This window comes from Herbaspirillum sp. SJZ106 (assembly GCF_006715495.1).
GTDB lineage: Bacteria > Pseudomonadota > Gammaproteobacteria > Burkholderiales > Burkholderiaceae_D > Herbaspirillum.
Genome location: NZ_VFNI01000002.1, coordinates 658,432 through 675,011, shown reverse-complemented (window position 1 = coordinate 675,011; position 16,580 = coordinate 658,432). Strand labels below are relative to the sequence as shown.

At 61.4% G+C, this 16,580-nt stretch carries 12 protein-coding genes, 1 tRNA gene and 1 pseudogene; 7 read left to right on the top strand and 7 right to left on the bottom strand.

Annotated features, from left to right (window positions below):
- The first annotated feature begins 9 nt into the window (after positions 1 to 9).
- From FB598_RS08280 to FB598_RS08255, 6 genes are all read left to right on the top strand, one after another.
- On the top strand, positions 10 to 2,997 hold the full coding sequence (locus FB598_RS08280) for an EAL domain-containing protein (protein WP_141913629.1): 2,988 nt from the start codon (positions 10 to 12) through the stop codon (positions 2,995 to 2,997).
- Positions 2,994 to 3,194 carry a hypothetical protein gene (locus tag FB598_RS08275; protein WP_141913630.1) on the top strand — a complete coding sequence of 67 codons (201 nt, stop codon included), beginning with the start codon at positions 2,994 to 2,996 and terminating at the stop codon, positions 3,192 to 3,194. Before FB598_RS08280 ends, FB598_RS08275 begins: the two co-directional genes overlap by 4 nt.
- A gap of 252 nt (positions 3,195 to 3,446) precedes the next feature.
- The gene (locus FB598_RS08270) at positions 3,447 to 5,426 is read left to right on the top strand and encodes a methyl-accepting chemotaxis protein (RefSeq protein ID WP_141913631.1); all 1,980 of its coding nucleotides are present in this window, start codon (positions 3,447 to 3,449) and stop codon (positions 5,424 to 5,426) included.
- A 69-nt stretch (positions 5,427 to 5,495) separates the two neighbouring features.
- Positions 5,496 to 7,376, top strand: a complete 1,881-nt coding sequence (gene mutL / locus FB598_RS08265; RefSeq protein WP_141913632.1) for a DNA mismatch repair endonuclease MutL — start codon at positions 5,496 to 5,498, stop codon at positions 7,374 to 7,376.
- A 30-nt stretch (positions 7,377 to 7,406) separates the two neighbouring features.
- Complete coding sequence (gene miaA, locus FB598_RS08260; RefSeq protein WP_141913633.1) at positions 7,407 to 8,360, top strand: tRNA (adenosine(37)-N6)-dimethylallyltransferase MiaA; 954 nt, start codon at positions 7,407 to 7,409, stop codon at positions 8,358 to 8,360.
- Between the two features lie 76 nt (positions 8,361 to 8,436).
- Positions 8,437 to 8,513: transfer RNA gene (locus FB598_RS08255), tRNA-Met, on the top strand.
- 284 nt (positions 8,514 to 8,797) lie between these two features.
- Here the strand turns inward: FB598_RS08255 and FB598_RS08250 are convergent.
- Together FB598_RS08250 and FB598_RS08245 are read right to left on the bottom strand one after the other, a co-directional pair.
- Positions 8,798 to 10,021 (bottom strand): branched-chain amino acid ABC transporter substrate-binding protein, encoded by a 1,224-nt coding sequence (locus FB598_RS08250; protein WP_141913634.1) that lies wholly within the window; start codon positions 10,019 to 10,021, stop codon positions 8,798 to 8,800.
- Positions 10,018 to 11,217: a branched-chain amino acid ABC transporter substrate-binding protein gene (locus tag FB598_RS08245; protein ID WP_255463861.1), complete on the bottom strand. Its 1,200-nt coding sequence runs from the start codon at positions 11,215 to 11,217 to the stop codon at positions 10,018 to 10,020. The genes FB598_RS08250 and FB598_RS08245 overlap by 4 nt, the downstream gene beginning before the upstream one ends.
- Positions 11,218 to 11,481: 264 nt before the next feature.
- On the opposite strand from FB598_RS08245, the pseudogene FB598_RS08240 reads away from it, so the two are divergent.
- Positions 11,482 to 11,829 (top strand): annotated as a pseudogene (locus FB598_RS08240) (integrase core domain-containing protein); the annotation flags it as partial.
- A 144-nt stretch (positions 11,830 to 11,973) separates the two neighbouring features.
- Here FB598_RS08240 and FB598_RS08235 read toward each other — a convergent pair.
- From FB598_RS08235 to FB598_RS08215, 5 genes are all read right to left on the bottom strand, one after another.
- Positions 11,974 to 12,885, bottom strand: coding sequence for a hypothetical protein (locus FB598_RS08235; RefSeq protein ID WP_141913635.1), 912 nt, complete (start codon positions 12,883 to 12,885; stop codon positions 11,974 to 11,976).
- 502 nt (positions 12,886 to 13,387) lie between these two features.
- On the bottom strand, positions 13,388 to 14,065 hold the full coding sequence (locus FB598_RS08230; RefSeq protein ID WP_141913636.1) for a glycosyltransferase family 2 protein: 678 nt from the start codon (positions 14,063 to 14,065) through the stop codon (positions 13,388 to 13,390).
- A complete protein-coding gene (locus FB598_RS08225; protein WP_141913637.1) occupies positions 14,062 to 14,664 on the bottom strand; it encodes an SAM-dependent methyltransferase in 603 nt (200 codons plus the stop codon). The genes FB598_RS08230 and FB598_RS08225 overlap by 4 nt, the downstream gene beginning before the upstream one ends.
- Positions 14,661 to 15,437, bottom strand: coding sequence for a PIG-L deacetylase family protein (locus FB598_RS08220; protein ID WP_141913638.1), 777 nt, complete (start codon positions 15,435 to 15,437; stop codon positions 14,661 to 14,663). Before FB598_RS08220 ends, FB598_RS08225 begins: the two co-directional genes overlap by 4 nt.
- Entirely contained in the window at positions 15,425 to 16,471 is a 1,047-nt protein-coding gene (locus FB598_RS08215; protein WP_221292217.1) for an acyl-CoA dehydrogenase, read from the bottom strand. Before FB598_RS08215 ends, FB598_RS08220 begins: the two co-directional genes overlap by 13 nt.
- Between the last annotated feature and the right edge of the window lie 109 nt (positions 16,472 to 16,580).

Sequence of the window (16,580 nt, the reverse complement as noted above, 5' to 3'; positions counted from 1 at the left end):
ATAAAGAGGATGCATGACCATGAGCCGTTCATCAGGGAATTGAACCGCAGGCATTTGTCGGGGGACGAGCGGGATGCGCTGCTGGCCGCTCTTTCTCGCTCGATGGCAATGCTCGAATTCGCCGCCGACGGCACCCTGCTCGACGTCAACGACAACTTCCTGCGCCTGCTCGGCTACCGGCGGGACGAACTGGTCGGCCGGCACCACAGCATGCTGTGCGACGCCACCTACATCACCACCGGGCACTACCAGCAATTCTGGCAACACCTGCGCGCCGGGCAGATCATTTCCGGCACCCTGCAGCGCATCCGCGCCGACGGCTCCACGCTTTGGCTGGAGGCCATCTGCAGCCCCATCCTGGACGACCGCGGCCAGTTGCAGAAAGTGATCTCGGTGGCGGCCGACATCACCGCCCATATCGATGATTCGCGCCAGACCCACAGCGTGCTCAATGCCCTGAACCGGTCGCTGGGCGTGCTCGAACTGTCGGCCGACGGCATCATCCTCGATGCCAACAGCAATTACCTCAAGACCATGGAATACCTGGCCGACGAACTGGTCGGCAAGCCGCACCGCATGCTGTGCTACGACGACTACGCCAACAGCCCGGAATACGCCGCCTTCTGGCGCGATGTCTGCAACGGCCGCTTCTTCTCCGGCCGCTTCCTGCGCCGTGCGCGCAATGGGCGCGCAGTATGGTGGGAAGCCACCTACTCGCCGGTGCTCGACGCCCACGGCCAACCCGAGAAGGTGATCTGCATCGGCGCCGACGCCACCTACCGGGTCACGCGCGAAGTCGGCGACCGCGAACACCTCTACCTGCTCTCGCTGGGCATCAACGAGACCGACAACGCCGTCATCATCACCGACGACCAGAACCGCATCGTCTTCCATAACATCGGCTTCACCCGCATGCTCGGTTTCCAGTCGCGGCAGGTCATCGGGGAGCGGCCGCATGAACTGTTCGCCGACCACCCCAGCTTCGTGCGCTCGATCGAACGCTGCCACGACGAGCTGCTGCAAGGGCGCAGCTTCCATACCGAAGAACTGATCCACGACATGCACGACCAGCCGCTGTGGATGTCGGCCGTGGTCAACCCGATCCTCGATCCTTCGGGAAAACTGATCAACGCGGTATGCGTGATGACCGACATCACCAACACCAAGGTGCACGAAGTGCTGCAATACCGCGTCCTCAACGCCATGGCGCGCGACTCCTCGCTGGCCGAGCAGATGAACCTGCTGTGCGAAGAAGTCGAGCGGGTGGCGCCGGAAGTGGTCGCCTCCATCCTGCGGGTCGACGAGCAGGGCCTGCTGCATACCCTGGCCGGCCCCAGCCTGCCGGAGTCGTATAACCGCGCGCTGGACGGCATCCCGGCCGGCCCGGACGCCGGCGCCTGCGGCACCGCCGCGTTCCTCGGCGAACCGGTCATGTGCGCCGATATCGAGACCGACCCGCGCTGGGCCGCCTATAAGCACCTGGCCTTGCCGAACGGGTTGCGCGCCTGCTGGTCGACGCCGGTCAAATCGTCCGACGGCAAGGTCATCGGCACCTTCGCCTTCTATTACCGCGAACCCCGCGATGCGCCCAGCGCCTTCCACCAGCTGCTGGTGGATGCCGGCCTGCACCTGTGCGCGCTGGCCATCGAGCGCGAAGCCTCGCGCGCGCGCATCCACCAGTTAGCCTTCTACGACTCGCTGACCGGCCTGCCCAACCGCAGCCTGCTGCTGGTCCAGGCCGGGCAGGCGATCGCCGCCGCCGAACGCAGCCGCAGCACGGTAGCGGTGATGTTCATCGACCTCGACCGCTTCAAGCAGGTCAACGATTCGCTCGGCCACCAGGCCGGCGACGAACTGTTGCGCACGGTAGCCACCCGGCTGCAGTCGCAGGCGCGGCGTTCCGACATCGTCGGCCGGCTGTCCGGCGACGAGTTCGTGGTGGTGCTCACGCAATACGACGCCAACCATCTGGCCGAGGTCGTCAAGCGCGTCCAGGAACAATTGTCCGAACCCTGCCACATCAACGGCACGCTGCTCAATCCGTCGGCCAGCATCGGGGTGGCGATGTTCCCCGCCAACGGCAACGACATCGAGACCCTGCTGCACCGCGCCGACATCGCGATGTACCAGGCCAAATCCATCAATCGCGGCCGCCACAGCTTTTTCAGCGACGAAATGAACAGCCTGGCGCAAGAGCGCCTGGCGCTGGAAAGCGCCTTGCGCGACGCCTTGCGCGGCGGCGACTTCGAACTGCATTACCAGCCGCAGATTCATCTGCAGGACAACCGCCTGCACGGCGTGGAAGCGCTGGCGCGCTGGCAGCATCCGCAACTGGGCAACGTCTCGCCGGGGCGCTTCATTCCGATTGCCGAGGAATGCGGCCTGATCGGCGAACTGGGCAAATGGGCACTGGAGGAGGCCTGCTTCCAGCTCTCCGACTGGCGCCGGCGCGGCATCAAGGTGCCATCGGTCTCGGTCAACCTCTCCGCCACCAACTTCCATGACCTGGAATTGCCGCAATTCCTGACCGACCTCTTGCAGCGTTACGCGCTGTCGCCGTCCGACCTGACCATCGAGATCACCGAAACCGTGCTGATGGACACCAACCCCAGCACCAACCAGACCATCGCCGCCGTGGATGCGCTGGGCGTGCCGCTGGCCATGGACGATTTCGGCACCGGTTATTCCAGCCTGGGCTACCTGCGCAAGCTGCCGGTCTCCGAGCTGAAGCTGGACCAGAGCTTCGTGCGCGACATGGCCAAGGATTGCGCCGTGAGCGCGCTCACCAATGCCGTCATCCGCATCGGCGAAAGCCTGAAGCTGACCGTGGTGGCCGAAGGAGTGGAAGACGCCGAACAGTACGAGTTGTTGATCCGGCAAGGCTGCGATGTGGCCCAGGGTTATTATTTTTCGCGGCCCTTGTCGCCCGATGGCCTGGAAAACTGGATCCGCGATTTCATGGCGGGAAAAAGCAGCTACTGCAGCAGGCAATCATGATCGGCCGCGACCAATGCGCCGCCGCGCATGGCGCGATAAGGGAACAGCCCGATCCGATAGGCAATGCGGCATCCGATGCAAAAGAAATCGATCGATTGCGCGGTATCGATAACAAGATAAGATATCAAAAAAATAATCTCATCGCCGGAAAAACAACAGGCCGGGAAAATGTGGGCGCAAACATCGAAAGTAATTGAAACAGAGCAAAAACCTGTCGATATACTTCTGCCTTCCCCAGCAAATCCAGAGACATAAACGTAACCGCCAGGATCCACAGCCTGGCCGCTTCCTGTGTTGCCGCCAGCCTGGCGCAGAGCCTGGCTGGCAAGTTCCAGATGCGCTGTACCACACCTGAAAGGGTGCTCACGGGTTACCGATTGCGAGATGCAAGGCACTCCGGTCGGCGTTGACACGACGTCCTATTTCTCTTGGTTCACAACAAAAACACCATGCCCATCGATACCTCCGCTCCGGCGCACCGCAGCTCCATATTGAACCGATCCGTCGGCGCAAAACTTACCGCGTTGACGGTAGCCCTGGTCGGCGCCGTCTTCATCATCGCGCTCATGCTCATCACCTACTCGGCCTCGCGCATGGTCGAGCAGCGCTCGCTCGAGCAAATGTCCAACGAGGCGCGCAGCGTATCGCACATGGTCGGCATGTTCGACCATACGGTCACCAGCCAGGTCGACCGTTTTTCCGCCATGTTCGGCAATGAGTTCGCGGGCAAATTCACGCTCGACGAAGGCCGCACCATCCAGATCGGCGACCGCGCCACGCCGGCACTGCAAAACGATGGCCACGACCTCAATCTCGACTTCACCATTCCCGACCGCTTCACCGCAGAAACCGGTGTCACCGCCACCATCTTCGCCAAGACCGGCGACGATTTCGTGCGCGTGTCGACTTCCCTGAAAAAAGAAAACGGCGAGCGCGCCATCGGCACCCTGCTCGACCGCGCCCACCCCGGCTATGCGGCGCTCAAGGCCGACAAGGCCTACAGCGGCCTGGCCACGTTGTTCGGCAAGCAATACATCACCAAGTACGTGCCGGTCAAGGATGCGGCCGGCCAGATCATCGGGGTGCTGTACGTGGGCATCGACATCTCGCCCGACATCAAGGCGCTCAAGGACCAGATCAAGGCGCTCAGGATCGGCGACACCGGTTTCTTCTATGTGCTCAACGGCAAGGAAGGCAAGGAGCTGGGCACGATGATTGCCGGCGCCCCGCGCGAAGGCAAGGAAGAAGGCGCCAGCCTGCTCGAGCTGAAGGACGCCGCGGGCAATGGCTATATCAAGGCCATGCTGGAACGCCAGGAAGGCGCGCAGCATTACACCGCTCTCGACGGCCGCAAGAAAATCATCGCCCTCGCCCGTTACCCGGGCTGGAACTGGGTGATCGCCGGCGAAGCCTATGTCGACGAGCTCACGCGCGAAGTCGATACGATGCGCAAGCTCTATATCGGCGGCGGCCTGCTGTTTTTGGCGATCCTGGGCCTGATCCTGAGCCTGGTGGTGCGGCGCATGGTCTCGCGCCCGCTGGACGCGGTATGCCAGGCCGCCGACCGTATCGCCGGCGGCGACCTGACAACCCGCCTGCACGTTGTGCGCAGCGACGAGATCGGCCGCCTGATGCGCGCCTTCAACGGCATCAGCGAAGGCTTGTCGGCAGTGGTGGCCAGCGTGCGTTCCGGCACCGAGGAAATCAACACCGCCGCCAGCGAGATCGCGGCCGGCAACCTCAACCTGTCCGCCCGCACCGAACAGCAGGCCGGCGCCCTGGAAGAAACCGCATCGGCCATGGAAGAGCTGACCTCCACCGTCAAGCAAAACGCCGCCAACGCGGTGGAAGCCGACCAGTTGTCGGGTTCGGCATCGAGCGTCGCCAGCCAGGGCGGCGAGGTGGTCGGCCAGGTAGTCAACACCATGGATGCCATCAATGCCTCCTCGCAGCGGATCGTCGACATCATCAGCGTGATCGACGGCATCGCTTTCCAGACCAACATCCTGGCCTTGAACGCCGCCGTGGAAGCGGCGCGCGCCGGCGAGCAGGGGCGCGGCTTCGCGGTGGTCGCCACCGAAGTGCGCACGCTGGCGCAACGCAGCGCCACCGCCGCCCGCGAGATCAAGGAACTGATCGACGCCTCGGTCGAAACGGTAGGCAGCGGCGGCAAACTGGTGCAACAGGCCGGCGCCACCATGGGCGATGTCGTGGCCAGCGTGCGGCGCGTCTCCACCGTCATCAGCGAAATCTCCACCGCCAGCCGCGAGCAAAGCGAAGGCATCGACCAGATCAACCGCGCCATCGCGCAAATGGACGAAAGCACCCAGCAGAACGCGGCCCTGGTCGAGCAGGCAGCGGCCGCGGCGCAATCGCTGCAACAGCAGGCCCAGCACCTGGCGGCCGCGGTCAGCGCGTTCCGCATCTGATCCAGGCAAGCGGGCCCGGGGACGGAGCGCCCCTGGGCCCGGCCCTGTCCGCGGCGGTATAATCGCGCCATGAACGCACCGCTTTCCTCTTCCTCCGCCACGCCGACCTATCGCCCTATCCAGGCCCTGCCGGACCAGTTGATCTCGCAGATCGCCGCCGGCGAAGTGATCGAACGCCCGTCGGCGGTGGTCAAGGAACTGCTGGAAAACGCGCTGGACGCGGGCGCCACCCAGATCACGGTGCGCCTGGAGCAAGGTGGCGTCAAACGCATCGCCATCACCGACAACGGCCGCGGCATCCCGCCCGAGCAGTTGCCGCTGGCGCTGGCGCGCCACGCCACCTCCAAGATCGCCTCGCTGACCGACCTGGAAAACGTCGGCACGCTGGGCTTTCGCGGCGAGGCGCTGGCCTCGATCGCCTCGGTGGCGCAACTGACCGTCACCACCCGCACCGCCGACGCCGCCCACGCCTGGGAAATCACCGGCTCGCAGCACGGCGCCGTTTCGCCGGCCTCGGGCGCCCAGGGCACCACCATCGACGTACAGGACCTGTATTTCAATACGCCGGCGCGCCGCAAGTTCCTCAAGTCGGAACAGACCGAATACGGCCATTGCGCCGAAGTCGTGCGCCGCATCGCGCTGGCCCGGCCGGATGTCAGTTTTTCGCTCTCGCACAACGGCAAGACCGTCGACCACTGGAACGTCGGCGAATTCGCCAAGCGCAGCGCCCACATCCTCGGCGACGAATTCGCCAACGCGCGCCTGCCGCTGGACGAAGCTGCCGGCCCGCTGCGCCTGCACGGCTTCGTCGGCTTGCCGACCGCCTCCAAGGCGCGCGCCGATAGCCAGTATTTCTATGTCAACGGCCGCTTCGTACGCGACAAGCTGTTGACCCACGCGGTGCGCGCGGCCTACCAGGACGTGCTGCACGGCGACCGCTACCCGTCCTATGCGCTGTCGCTGGAACTCGACCCGGCGCTGGTCGACGTCAACGTCCACCCGTCCAAGATCGAGGTGCGCTTTCGCGACAGCCGCAGCGTGCACCAGTTCGTGTTCCATGCCGTCAGCCGCGCGCTGGCGCAGACATCGGCCACGTCCTTCGGCAATGCGCCGCCCCCGCAGTTGCAACAACCGGCCGCCGGCGCGCCGCTGCCGTGGATGCGCGAACAGCAGCAAGGCTCGTTCGCCAACCAGTTCGCCGCGCAGCCGGCCAAGCCCTTTTCGTTCGGCGGCGATGGCTTCGGCGTGCGCCAGAATTCAGAAGCCTATGGCGCCATGTTCCGCGGCGACGCCGCCATGTCGCCGCCGCAAAACATGGGCGATGCCGCGGCGCGCGCGCAAGCGCCGCAAGACCTGCCGGCCGGCGACTTCCCGCTCGGTTTCGCGCTGGCGCAGTTGCACGGCATCTATGTGCTGGCGCAAAACAGCGCCGGCCTGGTGGTGGTGGACATGCACGCCGCCCACGAACGCATCCTGTACGAGCAATTGAAAAACGCGCTGGATGGCAACGAGATGTTCGTCCAGCCGCTGCTGATCCCGGTCACCTTCTACGCCGACGCGGTCGAGGTCGGCACCGCCGAGGAACACCAGGAAACGCTCTCTGCGCTGGGCTTCGACATCGCCGTGATGTCGCCCACCACGCTGGCCGTGCGCGCGGTGCCGGCACTGCTCAAGAACGCCGACGCCCAGACGCTGGCGCGCGACGTGCTGCGCGACGTGCGCGAATACGGCGGCTCGCGCGTGCTGCTGGAGCGCCGCAACGAACTGCTCGGCACGCTGGCCTGCCACACCGCCGTGCGCGCCAACCGCAGCCTGACCGTTCCCGAGATGAACGCGCTGCTGCGCCAGATGGAAGCCACCGAACGCGCCGACCAGTGCAACCACGGCCGGCCGACCTGGAGCCAGATGGCCCTGTCCGACCTGGACAAGCTGTTCCTGCGCGGACAATAAAGCGTGTTATGCACGATGGCACGCCCTAGCATGGCAGCACCTCCCCTGGCCGTGGCCATCATGGGGCCGACCGCCTCCGGCAAGACCGCGGCGGCCCTGGAGATCGCCCGCCGCCTCCCCTGCGAAATCATTTCCGTCGATTCGGCCCTGGTCTATCGCGGCATGGATATCGGCACCGCCAAGCCCAGCCCGCAGGAACTGGCCGAGGCGCCGCATCACCTGATCGACATCATCGACCCGGCCGACGCCTATTCGGCCATGCAATTCCGCCAGGATGCGCTGCGCCTGGCCGGCGAGATCGCCGCGCGCGGCAAACTGCCGCTGCTGGTGGGCGGCACCATGCTGTACTTCAAGGTGCTGCGCGACGGCCTGGACGAATTGCCGCAGGCAGATCCCGCGCTGCGCGCCCAACTGGATGAGGAAGCCGCCCGTGCAGGCATGCCGGCCATGCACGCCCGATTGGCCGCGCTGGATCCGGTCACTGCCGAACGCCTCAAACCCAACGACAGCCAGCGCATCCAGCGGGCCCTCGAGATCACGCTGCTGACCGGCCAGCCGATGTCATCGCTGCTGGCGCAGAAAGAACCGGAACCGCTGCCCTTCGATCTGCTGCCGCTGGCGCTGGAGCCGTCCGACCGTTCCGTGCTGCACCGGCGCATCGCCCTGCGTTTCGACCAGATGCTCAGCGGCGGCGGCCTGCTGGACGAAGTCAATACCCTGCGCGCGCGCGGCGACCTGCACCTGGGCCTGCCGTCGATACGCTGCGTCGGCTACCGCCAGGCCTGGGAATACCTGGACGGCCTCATCGATTACGACACCATGCGCGAAAAAGGCATCGCCGCCACCCGCCAACTGGCCAAACGGCAGCTTACCTGGCTGCGCTCCATGCCGGAGCGCATCGTGGTCGATTGCAATGCCCCGGATGCCACGGCAAAGGTATTGGATCAGGTGGAACAGGCGCTGGCAGCCCGCCAGGCCAGCTGAACGGGCATCCATCATAAAAAATGGCCACCCTATTGACAGACGGTCGCAATGCTTCTATAGTGTCTGGCTTGCTTCTGGTGATATAGCTCAGTTGGTTAGAGCACAGCACTCATAATGCTGGGGTCGGTGGTTCAAGTCCACCTATCACCACCAGATACCCGTCGCTGCATGGACATTTCATGTGTATGCGGCGTCGTCCGAAAAACCCGCTTCTCTTACGAGACGCGGGTTTTTTGTTTTCTGGCGCTGGGTGGCGTCCGTTCACATCCAATATGGCCCATTCTATATTTTCCATTACGTATACCGAAATGGTCACTTATAAGAGTGCTTTACAAGAAGAGGCTTGGAATCTCAAACCTTCACGCCCTTCTGCCATTGGATCATTGACGCAGCCGCATCTGAACTGAAATTCGCCGCTACCCTCGGGGCGGCATGACTCATTTTTCCGCGCTGGTGTTGATCACCCTCCACTTGTCGCGCTCGGCGCGCAGGATGGTAAATGCTGGATGAACAACATCGCCACTTGCATCGAAACTGATCAGGCCGGTGACGCCCTGGTAACGCAAGGCATGCAAACTGTCGATGACGGCCTTGCGATTGGTGGATTTGGCCTGTTCCACCGCCGCGATCAAGGCATTGGCAGCATCGTAGGCAAACACCGTGAACGGATTGATCGGCACCGATGACTGCTTGTTGTAGGCGTTTTCAAAACGCTTCCAACCAGCCATTCTCTCCGGCGGCAAGCCCGACTCCAACATGATCGTCCCTTCGGCCGCATAGCCCGCTGTCTCTAAGAAGGCTAAGCTAGCTGCGCCGATCTGCGAACTGACCACCTTGGCACCGATATTCAGCCGCACTACGGAACTCGTCAACATGGCAGCCTGCTCCGCATTGCCGCCCCAGAAAATCAGCTCGGGTTTGGCTGCTCGCACCTGCTCCAGTGCGGCATTGAAATCGTAGGTACGTCCAGTCACCGAAAAGCGGCCAGCGACAATACCCCCTGCCTTGCCGAAGGAAGTGACGAAGGAATCGGCCAACCCGGTGCCAAACGGCGTACCATTATCGATCACAGCGATCCGCTTGACCTTCATGTTCTCGACAAGGTATCGGCTCAAATAATCCACCGCCGCGCCGTCGTGTCCGACTACCCGAAACACGCTGCGATGTCCCTGCCGCGTAAGAGAGCGGCCGGTCGAGGCTGGCGAGATATGAGCCAACATGGCAGCTTCGTAGCTGCCCTCGGTCGCCAGACTAACCGTGGTACTGGTATTTCCGATCACGCCGACTACGTCCGACTTGATAAAATAGTTCGCCACCGCCACCGCGGTATTTGGATTGTGCTTGTCGTCCTGAACCTGCAGCTTAAACACCGCACGCTTTCCCTGCAACCTGACGTTGCGCCGGTTGGCCTCGTCCACCGCCAGTTGCGCGGCATCAGCCAAGCTGCGCCCATACAGCTCGGGCATTCCCGACAAAGGCCCCGAGTAACCGATCGCGACCTCGACAGTATCGTCAGCCCAAGCGCTCCCGCCCGCCAGCAGTAAGATGAGCCATGTCCCACTGCGGAGCATGGCTGCCAGCGTCCGGCGCCGCGAACCATTGCCGCACCGCCCGGACGCCGTTTGCCTTCGGAACAATGCCGTCCATCGTCCACTGTTCATTCTTTTCTCCCTCCGATGGTGCGTATTGCCATCCACTGCCGATTCTTGACCTGGTAAAAACTGAGGATCGGATTGCGCACGTTGCCCTCGGTGTCGAAGGCAATGCTGCCCGTCATACCTTCGTACCGAATCTCATGCAGGGTTTGCGTGATCTTGCGCCGATCCAGCGTATTAGCCTGCTTGATCGCCGCCGCCAACATCCGTACCGCATCGTAGACGAACGGCGCATAAATACTCATGTCCTCGCGCGCCGCACCCTGCGCCGAATAAGCCTTCTCGAAACGCTGCCACTGTTCACCCTTGTAGGAGCGCGCACCTGGCTCCAAACCTATCGTACCCTCGCCGGCATCGCCTGCGGTCTTGAGGAATAGCGCACTGACCAATCCGCTGCCACCGATCAGCGGCACTGTGGTACCGAAGCGCCTCATCTCTCGTACCAGTTGGCCCGCCTGGGCATCCAATCCGCCGAAGAAAATCACATCCGGTGCGGCCGCCTTGACGGCTTTCATCACGTCATTAAAATCGGAGGTCTTATGGCTAATCCTGCCCTGCAGGACCACTTCGCCACCCAACGCCACAACCTGTTTGCTGAATTCGCCCGCATAGCCGGAACCGAAAGGCGTCCCATCGTCGATCACGGCGATGCGCCTAGCCTTCATCTCACGTAGAACGTATTCGGCAATCATAACGCCCCCTTCATCATCATGCGCCACAATGCGAAAAGTGGTCGAAAACGCCTGTTGCGTATAGCTGCGCGCAGTCGAACCGGGCGCAATCTGCGCCAACTCTACCTCGTTATAGATGCGTGAGGCCAAAAGGCTAACGCCTGAATTCCAATGCCCCACCACCCCCACTACATCACTCTTGACCAGATAGTTAGCCACCAACACACCAGTGCGCGGATCAGAACGGTCATCTTGGCTGAGCAGCTTGAACACTAGCTTGTCGCCATTAAGGTAGATCGGTTGCCGATTAAGATCGTCTATCGCGATCTGCGCAGCACGCACCAAACTAGCGCCGGTCGCAGCTGAAGGCCCCGACAAGGGCGCCGCACAACCAATGACGACCGTCCGGTCTGCCGCCTGTGTCATCCCGGCCAGCAATAAGCTTGCGATAGCCCACAGCCATCGCCGACGATACGATACATTCATAATCCCCCCCACACATACCTTACCGATCCAAGGTATTTTATCCATGAGCGCGCGCTCCTCCGCTTAAGCAATCTCCGCCAGATATAGTGTCAAGCACTTGCCCACCATAACTAGAACTCATTTCATAAATAGGAGTGAGCTCTATACAAAATGACAATTGCATTTTTCCCAACGGCAAAGATATTTACCTGACGACAATGCAATGCATGGGCACTCAACGAGGTAGCGCTGGCCCCGCTCATTGCCCTACTCTGCCGCAGGTCTCGGTGAACGATCATCCTATCGTATAAAGTCTGAATGGTACGGTTCGCCCTGCACGAACCCAAGATCGCGGACACGATTGCCAGGTGCAGTAACAGGTGCACTCAATATTTCTCGACGTATTACCAGGAAATCCATCGCCGACATGGTTTGGTCTGTTCGATGACAGATGACTACGACTGCTACCAGAATGCTCTGGCCGAGCGAGTCAATGGCATCCTCAAGGGCGAGTTCCTTCTGAACCGTCCTGAGAATCTGGCGCAAGCTGCGAAGATGGTTGCGCAATCGGTAAGGATGTATAACCGAGAGAAGCCGCATACAGCCTTGAAATACAAAACGCCCGATGCTGTGCATCGGGCGTTTTGCATGGCAGTAAAACCTGTCAATCTATTTTAGGACTGGACAACTGTCTTAGCCTGCGCAGACATGACTTCTGCCTCGCGCAGCTTGTGAATGATGTCTGCGGACGTAAATCTCTTCTTGGGCATGGTCTGACTCTCCTTTTCAATAGCATATGGAATTTCAAGTCGGACCAGTTTTTCAGGTCAAGTCACCGGAAGGGCATATCATCGGCCTGGGTGAAGTGTTTTTCAAAGATGAGTAATATGGCATTCCAGAATGAAAAGCCTTATAAATGGCGGCATTAAATTTATCGGCTATAGCCTGGTTGGTTTCAGCTCTAATTTCATTGACGGATTTAAAAAGATCGTACATCCATTCATCATCTGTCCCTATTAATTTTGCAGGGTGCAGTGAGCCGCCTGTCATCAAGGACTGGTCTAGAGAAGCATAATGGTCATAACAATTAGCCTGCCATCTAATCCACTCTTGAGCCAGTTCCGGATATTCCGATAGCTTCTCCTTTGTTTCATGGCGCAATAAGTGCGAGTTGATCCTTCTTTGATTATGTTCATTTATTCCTTTGAATTCGTCTTTTTGAAGGTCATATTCGACCGTGGACATTGCTCCATGAAGTCCATATTCTTCTACAGAACGCTTATCTAGAAATTCACTATCATTGGTTAAATTCCTTTCGTTTACGCTATGAATTTCGTTGTGCACGTCTCCGTAAGGAAGAGTTCGTTCATCCATGGCGTCCTTGATGGAAAAGGAAAAGGCAAGAGAGCCGTTGTCGAGTTTAATAATAGATGCTTGAAATCTGTCTTGATAGGCAGGGTACGCCATATGTTTAAGATCAAAAAACATTACGGCCCTATTAAGCACAAATTCGGTTTTATTATTCTCGGATGGATTTTCGTTTGCATGGGTCAGGTCGTAGATTTTATCCAGTGCGCTTTTTGAATCGGTTCCGCAAAACCAATCCTTAATTTTTTCCCAAATTCCAATATGGATAGATGTTTCTTTTGATGAGCCTTCAATGGCGCGTTGGATGAGTTTATCGCTGAGGGTTCTGTTGAAAAAACAGGATCCGCTGTTAAGAATCATTGACATGGGTGTACTCCGTTTAATGAAATAAATTTCAGCTAGTTGCTCTGTCGTGTTTTCAGAGCGCGGAATTGCAGCGTAAGAGAGGGCACATGCGCGCGGAGCGAAAGTGATTTCCTGCTTATTCAGAATGGGCTATCGGGAAGTTGCGATTGCGCGGCCTGGTTTAACCATATGTGCTGTGGATTGTTGTGAGCGTGAACTATTGCAGACCGCCAGACGGTTGCCGTGAATTTTGACGACTGGATGCTTTCATTCTGAACTCCATGGATATCGCTAAATCCTCGGTCACATGGCGTCGGTATTTACGTGAGCATTCTTTCGGTTTGGATCTATGTGCGCAATATTTCTAAACGATATCTGAATCGCCCCCGGAAACTCTAGACACTCCACAGCCTAAAATCGATGTGACAACGGGCCAGAATACCTGAGTGCGGCAATCACCCATTGGGCATCGGCGCCATCTCGGCAACCGACTGGTTGCCCGCCTCGGCAGGGCTATCCGCCGTCAAGGATACCCGCGCTCGATGGATACAGGTTGCGCCCAACTGCGCAAGGTGTCGCCGAAGCCGCCGCGCGACTTGCTGGCCAGTCGCGCGCTGGTGGTCACGCGCGGCGCCGCACTCCAGGCGATGGCAGCGCCGGTGGCTTGCAGCGCGCGCACCAGATCGACGTCTTCATGGCAGGAGAGCGGCTTGAAGCCGCCGCAACGCAGGTAGGCCTCGGCCGAGATGCCGAAGTTGGCGCCGTGAATATGGCCGTGGCCGTCGCGGTCGCAATATTCCGACCGGAATTTCTCCCAGACATGGCGCGGGTGTTCGCGCCAGTCCGCCACGCCGACCGTGCCGCAGACAGCATCGGCACGCAGCGCCAGCTGGGTCGTGAGCCAATCGGGCGCGACCAGCGTGTCGGCATCGGTAAATGCCAGCCAGCGCGCGCCGCCGGCCAGCATGCGCTGCGCCCCGTGTGCGCGCGCATGGCCGACATTCATGGCGTCGACGTATTCGATATCCACGTGATGGCGGCGGGCAACGGCGGCGGAATCGTCGGTGCAGGCGTCGAGCACCACCACGATACGCACCGGTTCGAGCAGAAGGGTGGGATGTGTGGCAGAGATGCGTGCGGCGGCGAGGCAGCCGTCCAGCAACTCTTCCTCATTGTGGGCCGGGATGACGATGCCGATCATGCGGCTTCTCCCGTGCTTCGCTTCTGCCATATGTCGAGGCGAAATTCCTCATCTTCATAGTGTGCGCAGACGCGCAGTGCGCCGTGTGCCGTAAACAGGGCGTGGATGGCCGCTGTTTCCTGCTGCCTGTCGTCGAAGGGGCGCTTCCAGTGGCAGGCCAGCAGGTGGCCTGCGGGAAGGAGGCTGTCAACGGACTGTGAGACGGTCGTGCGCAGTTGTTCGTCGTCCAGGTAGTAGCACAGCTCGGACAGCACGATGAGGTCGAATGCCGGTTCCCCCCCGACGGGCCACTGCTCCGGCAGGCATTCTTTGGAGACCTGCACATGGCTGTTCCCGTTGACGCGCTCAAGCGTCAGGCGCACAGCTTCGTCACAGAGATCCGAGGCGAGCAGGCGCTCGCAGCACCCAGCCAGCTCGACGGTGAGTGCGCCATTGCCGCAGCCGGGCTCATAGACGCTGGAAAAGCGTGGCTTGGGCAAAGTGGCGAGCAGGATGGACAGCTTGCGTCGTTCATACCAGCTGTCGGCGGTATGCCAGGGATCAGCGCTGCTGGCATACAAGGAGCGGAAGTGCTCGGCGGTGGTCGCAAGTGCAGTCATAAGAAAAATACCTCGTAAGGACGGACGAAGTGAGCCAGGACGTTAGCCGGGAGAACCGGCATGCGGCCCTCATCCTCGGCTATCTGGCTCCGGTAACATTGCATCGCCAGGCGCTTGCTGCGTTCTGCGGACGGCGTCAGGTGCAGGCTCCTGGCACGCCCCCAAGGGAGGCGCGAATCGTCGGGGCGGGCCCAATGCCAGGTCCAGATGGGCACCTCGACCAGCTTGCAGCCAATCTCCTGTTCCATCTCGTTCGCCGCATGGCCTGCGGCCTCGTGATCGGGATGTCCATCCAGCCTCCAGGGCGCGAACAGGATGTCGGTCGGGTGCAGGTAAGCGCGCAACCACTTCTTGAGTTCAGGAAGATGCGCCGTCACCGCGCCGTCCGGAATGCATACGTGCTGGATGGCCGCGTCGCCAAGGCCAAGATGGCGCAAGGCGCCGAGGCTTTCGCGGGCGCGCATTTCCGGCAGCCGGGCGTGCAGCTTCGATTCTTGCGGATGGCTGCCTTCGCCATCGCTGACCGCCACCACGCTGACTTGCCGGCCCAGCGCCGCCAGGCTGCCGATCAGGCCGCCGCAGCCCAGCGTTTCATCGTCGGGATGCGGCGCCAGGATGACTGCGCGGGAGCGTGCGGGCGCCAGCTCGCAGAGCTCGACTGCCGGTAGCGCCTCGAGCTTGCCGCAAGCTTGCCAGACATGCTCCGGCGTGCCGCCGTCGATGTCGATATGGCGGGACGGCGCATCCTCTACGCAGGCATTCAGAGTCGCCATGGCGACTCCTCGCCCTCAATGCATAAGGTGCCGAGCTGCGCCAGATCCCGCTCCGCATGGCTCTGGCGCAGGAACACCGGGAGGTCGGCCAGGATGCGTGCGCTGTGGCGATCCAGGCAATAGGGAGCAGGCCCCAGGGCGCGGCCGACATGGCCAAGTACAGCCTGGCTGGCAGCCTCTACCTGCAGGCGGGTGGACAGGGCCAGCCGGTCGACAGTGGTGGCCGGGTTCGCATCGATGAAACGCGCGCTCTCGCGCAGCTGGTTCAGCGCACCGCTCAACTGGCAGTCGGCCTCGCCCAAGTGCGCCAATCCATGCGGGTCGTTCTTATTGTGCAATGCCTGGCGCAGCTTTTCCGCCAATGCAGCGCCTGCGCCGTACCAGCCAGCGGCGATGCCGATGGCACCGTGCCAGAACCCCGGCCGTTCCAGGTAGAAGCCGGGCGCTCCGACCGGAGTCGCATGGACGCCAGTGAGCCTGACGGTGGCCGTGCGCGTGGCAGCCATGCCCACGGCTTTCCATCCATCGTCTTCCAGCGCGATACCGTCCTGCCCCAGATCCACCGCGGCCAGGCAGGCTTGCCCCTGTTCGTTGCGATAGCTGAGCAGTGCGTGCGTGGCGAACATCGCGCCGGAACACCAGCGTTTTTCTCCGTCAAGCACCAGCGATCCTTGCGCCGCGATACGGCGCGCATGCAGCATCGCACCGGCAGGCTCCGCACACCACACGCCCCACACGGATAGCGGCGGGATGTCGGTGACGCCGGCCTCAGCCAGGATGGCCTGCGCATCGGTATGGGCTTCATACAACTTGAACAGGCTCAGGTCGCGTCCGGCGATGGCGGCCAGCACCCGCCATCGTTCCAATGTGGCGCCGCTGCCGGGCAGCGGCAGGAGATCGAGGCGGTTGTCGACGATCTCGCACAGGATGTCGCCCACCAGGGATGGCAGCGCTTCCTGGGGGCACTGGTCGATGCGCTCTGCGATGAGCTCATTGAGCATACAAGCGATACTGGAACCGTCGGTAGCTGCCATGGTTTCGTGATGGAGAAGAGGAACGGGGACGAAGCTGGGCCAAGCTTGAGTATCGTGAAAGCCGGTTCGCCTGAATGTCGGCAGACGGCGCAGCGCATCGTAGGAATAT

Excerpts from the sequence above, each read along its gene's own strand:
- FB598_RS08280 (WP_141913629.1), top strand. The coding sequence starts at position 10 with ATGCATGACCATGAGCCGTTCATCAGGGAATTGAACCGCAGGCATTTG.
- FB598_RS08275 (WP_141913630.1), top strand. The coding sequence starts at position 2,994 with ATGATCGGCCGCGACCAATGCGCCGCCGCGCATGGCGCGATAAGGGAA.
- FB598_RS08270 (WP_141913631.1), top strand. The coding sequence starts at position 3,447 with ATGCCCATCGATACCTCCGCTCCGGCGCACCGCAGCTCCATATTGAAC.
- mutL (WP_141913632.1), top strand. The coding sequence starts at position 5,496 with ATGAACGCACCGCTTTCCTCTTCCTCCGCCACGCCGACCTATCGCCCT.
- miaA (WP_141913633.1), top strand. The coding sequence starts at position 7,407 with ATGGCAGCACCTCCCCTGGCCGTGGCCATCATGGGGCCGACCGCCTCC.
- FB598_RS08250 (WP_141913634.1), bottom strand. The coding sequence starts at position 10,021 with ATGAACAGTGGACGATGGACGGCATTGTTCCGAAGGCAAACGGCGTCC.
- FB598_RS08245 (WP_255463861.1), bottom strand. The coding sequence starts at position 11,217 with ATGGATAAAATACCTTGGATCGGTAAGGTATGTGTGGGGGGGATTATG.
- FB598_RS08235 (WP_141913635.1), bottom strand. The coding sequence starts at position 12,885 with ATGTCAATGATTCTTAACAGCGGATCCTGTTTTTTCAACAGAACCCTC.
- FB598_RS08230 (WP_141913636.1), bottom strand. The coding sequence starts at position 14,065 with ATGATCGGCATCGTCATCCCGGCCCACAATGAGGAAGAGTTGCTGGAC.
- FB598_RS08225 (WP_141913637.1), bottom strand. The coding sequence starts at position 14,664 with ATGACTGCACTTGCGACCACCGCCGAGCACTTCCGCTCCTTGTATGCC.
- FB598_RS08220 (WP_141913638.1), bottom strand. The coding sequence starts at position 15,437 with ATGGCGACTCTGAATGCCTGCGTAGAGGATGCGCCGTCCCGCCATATC.
- FB598_RS08215 (WP_221292217.1), bottom strand. The coding sequence starts at position 16,471 with ATGGCAGCTACCGACGGTTCCAGTATCGCTTGTATGCTCAATGAGCTC.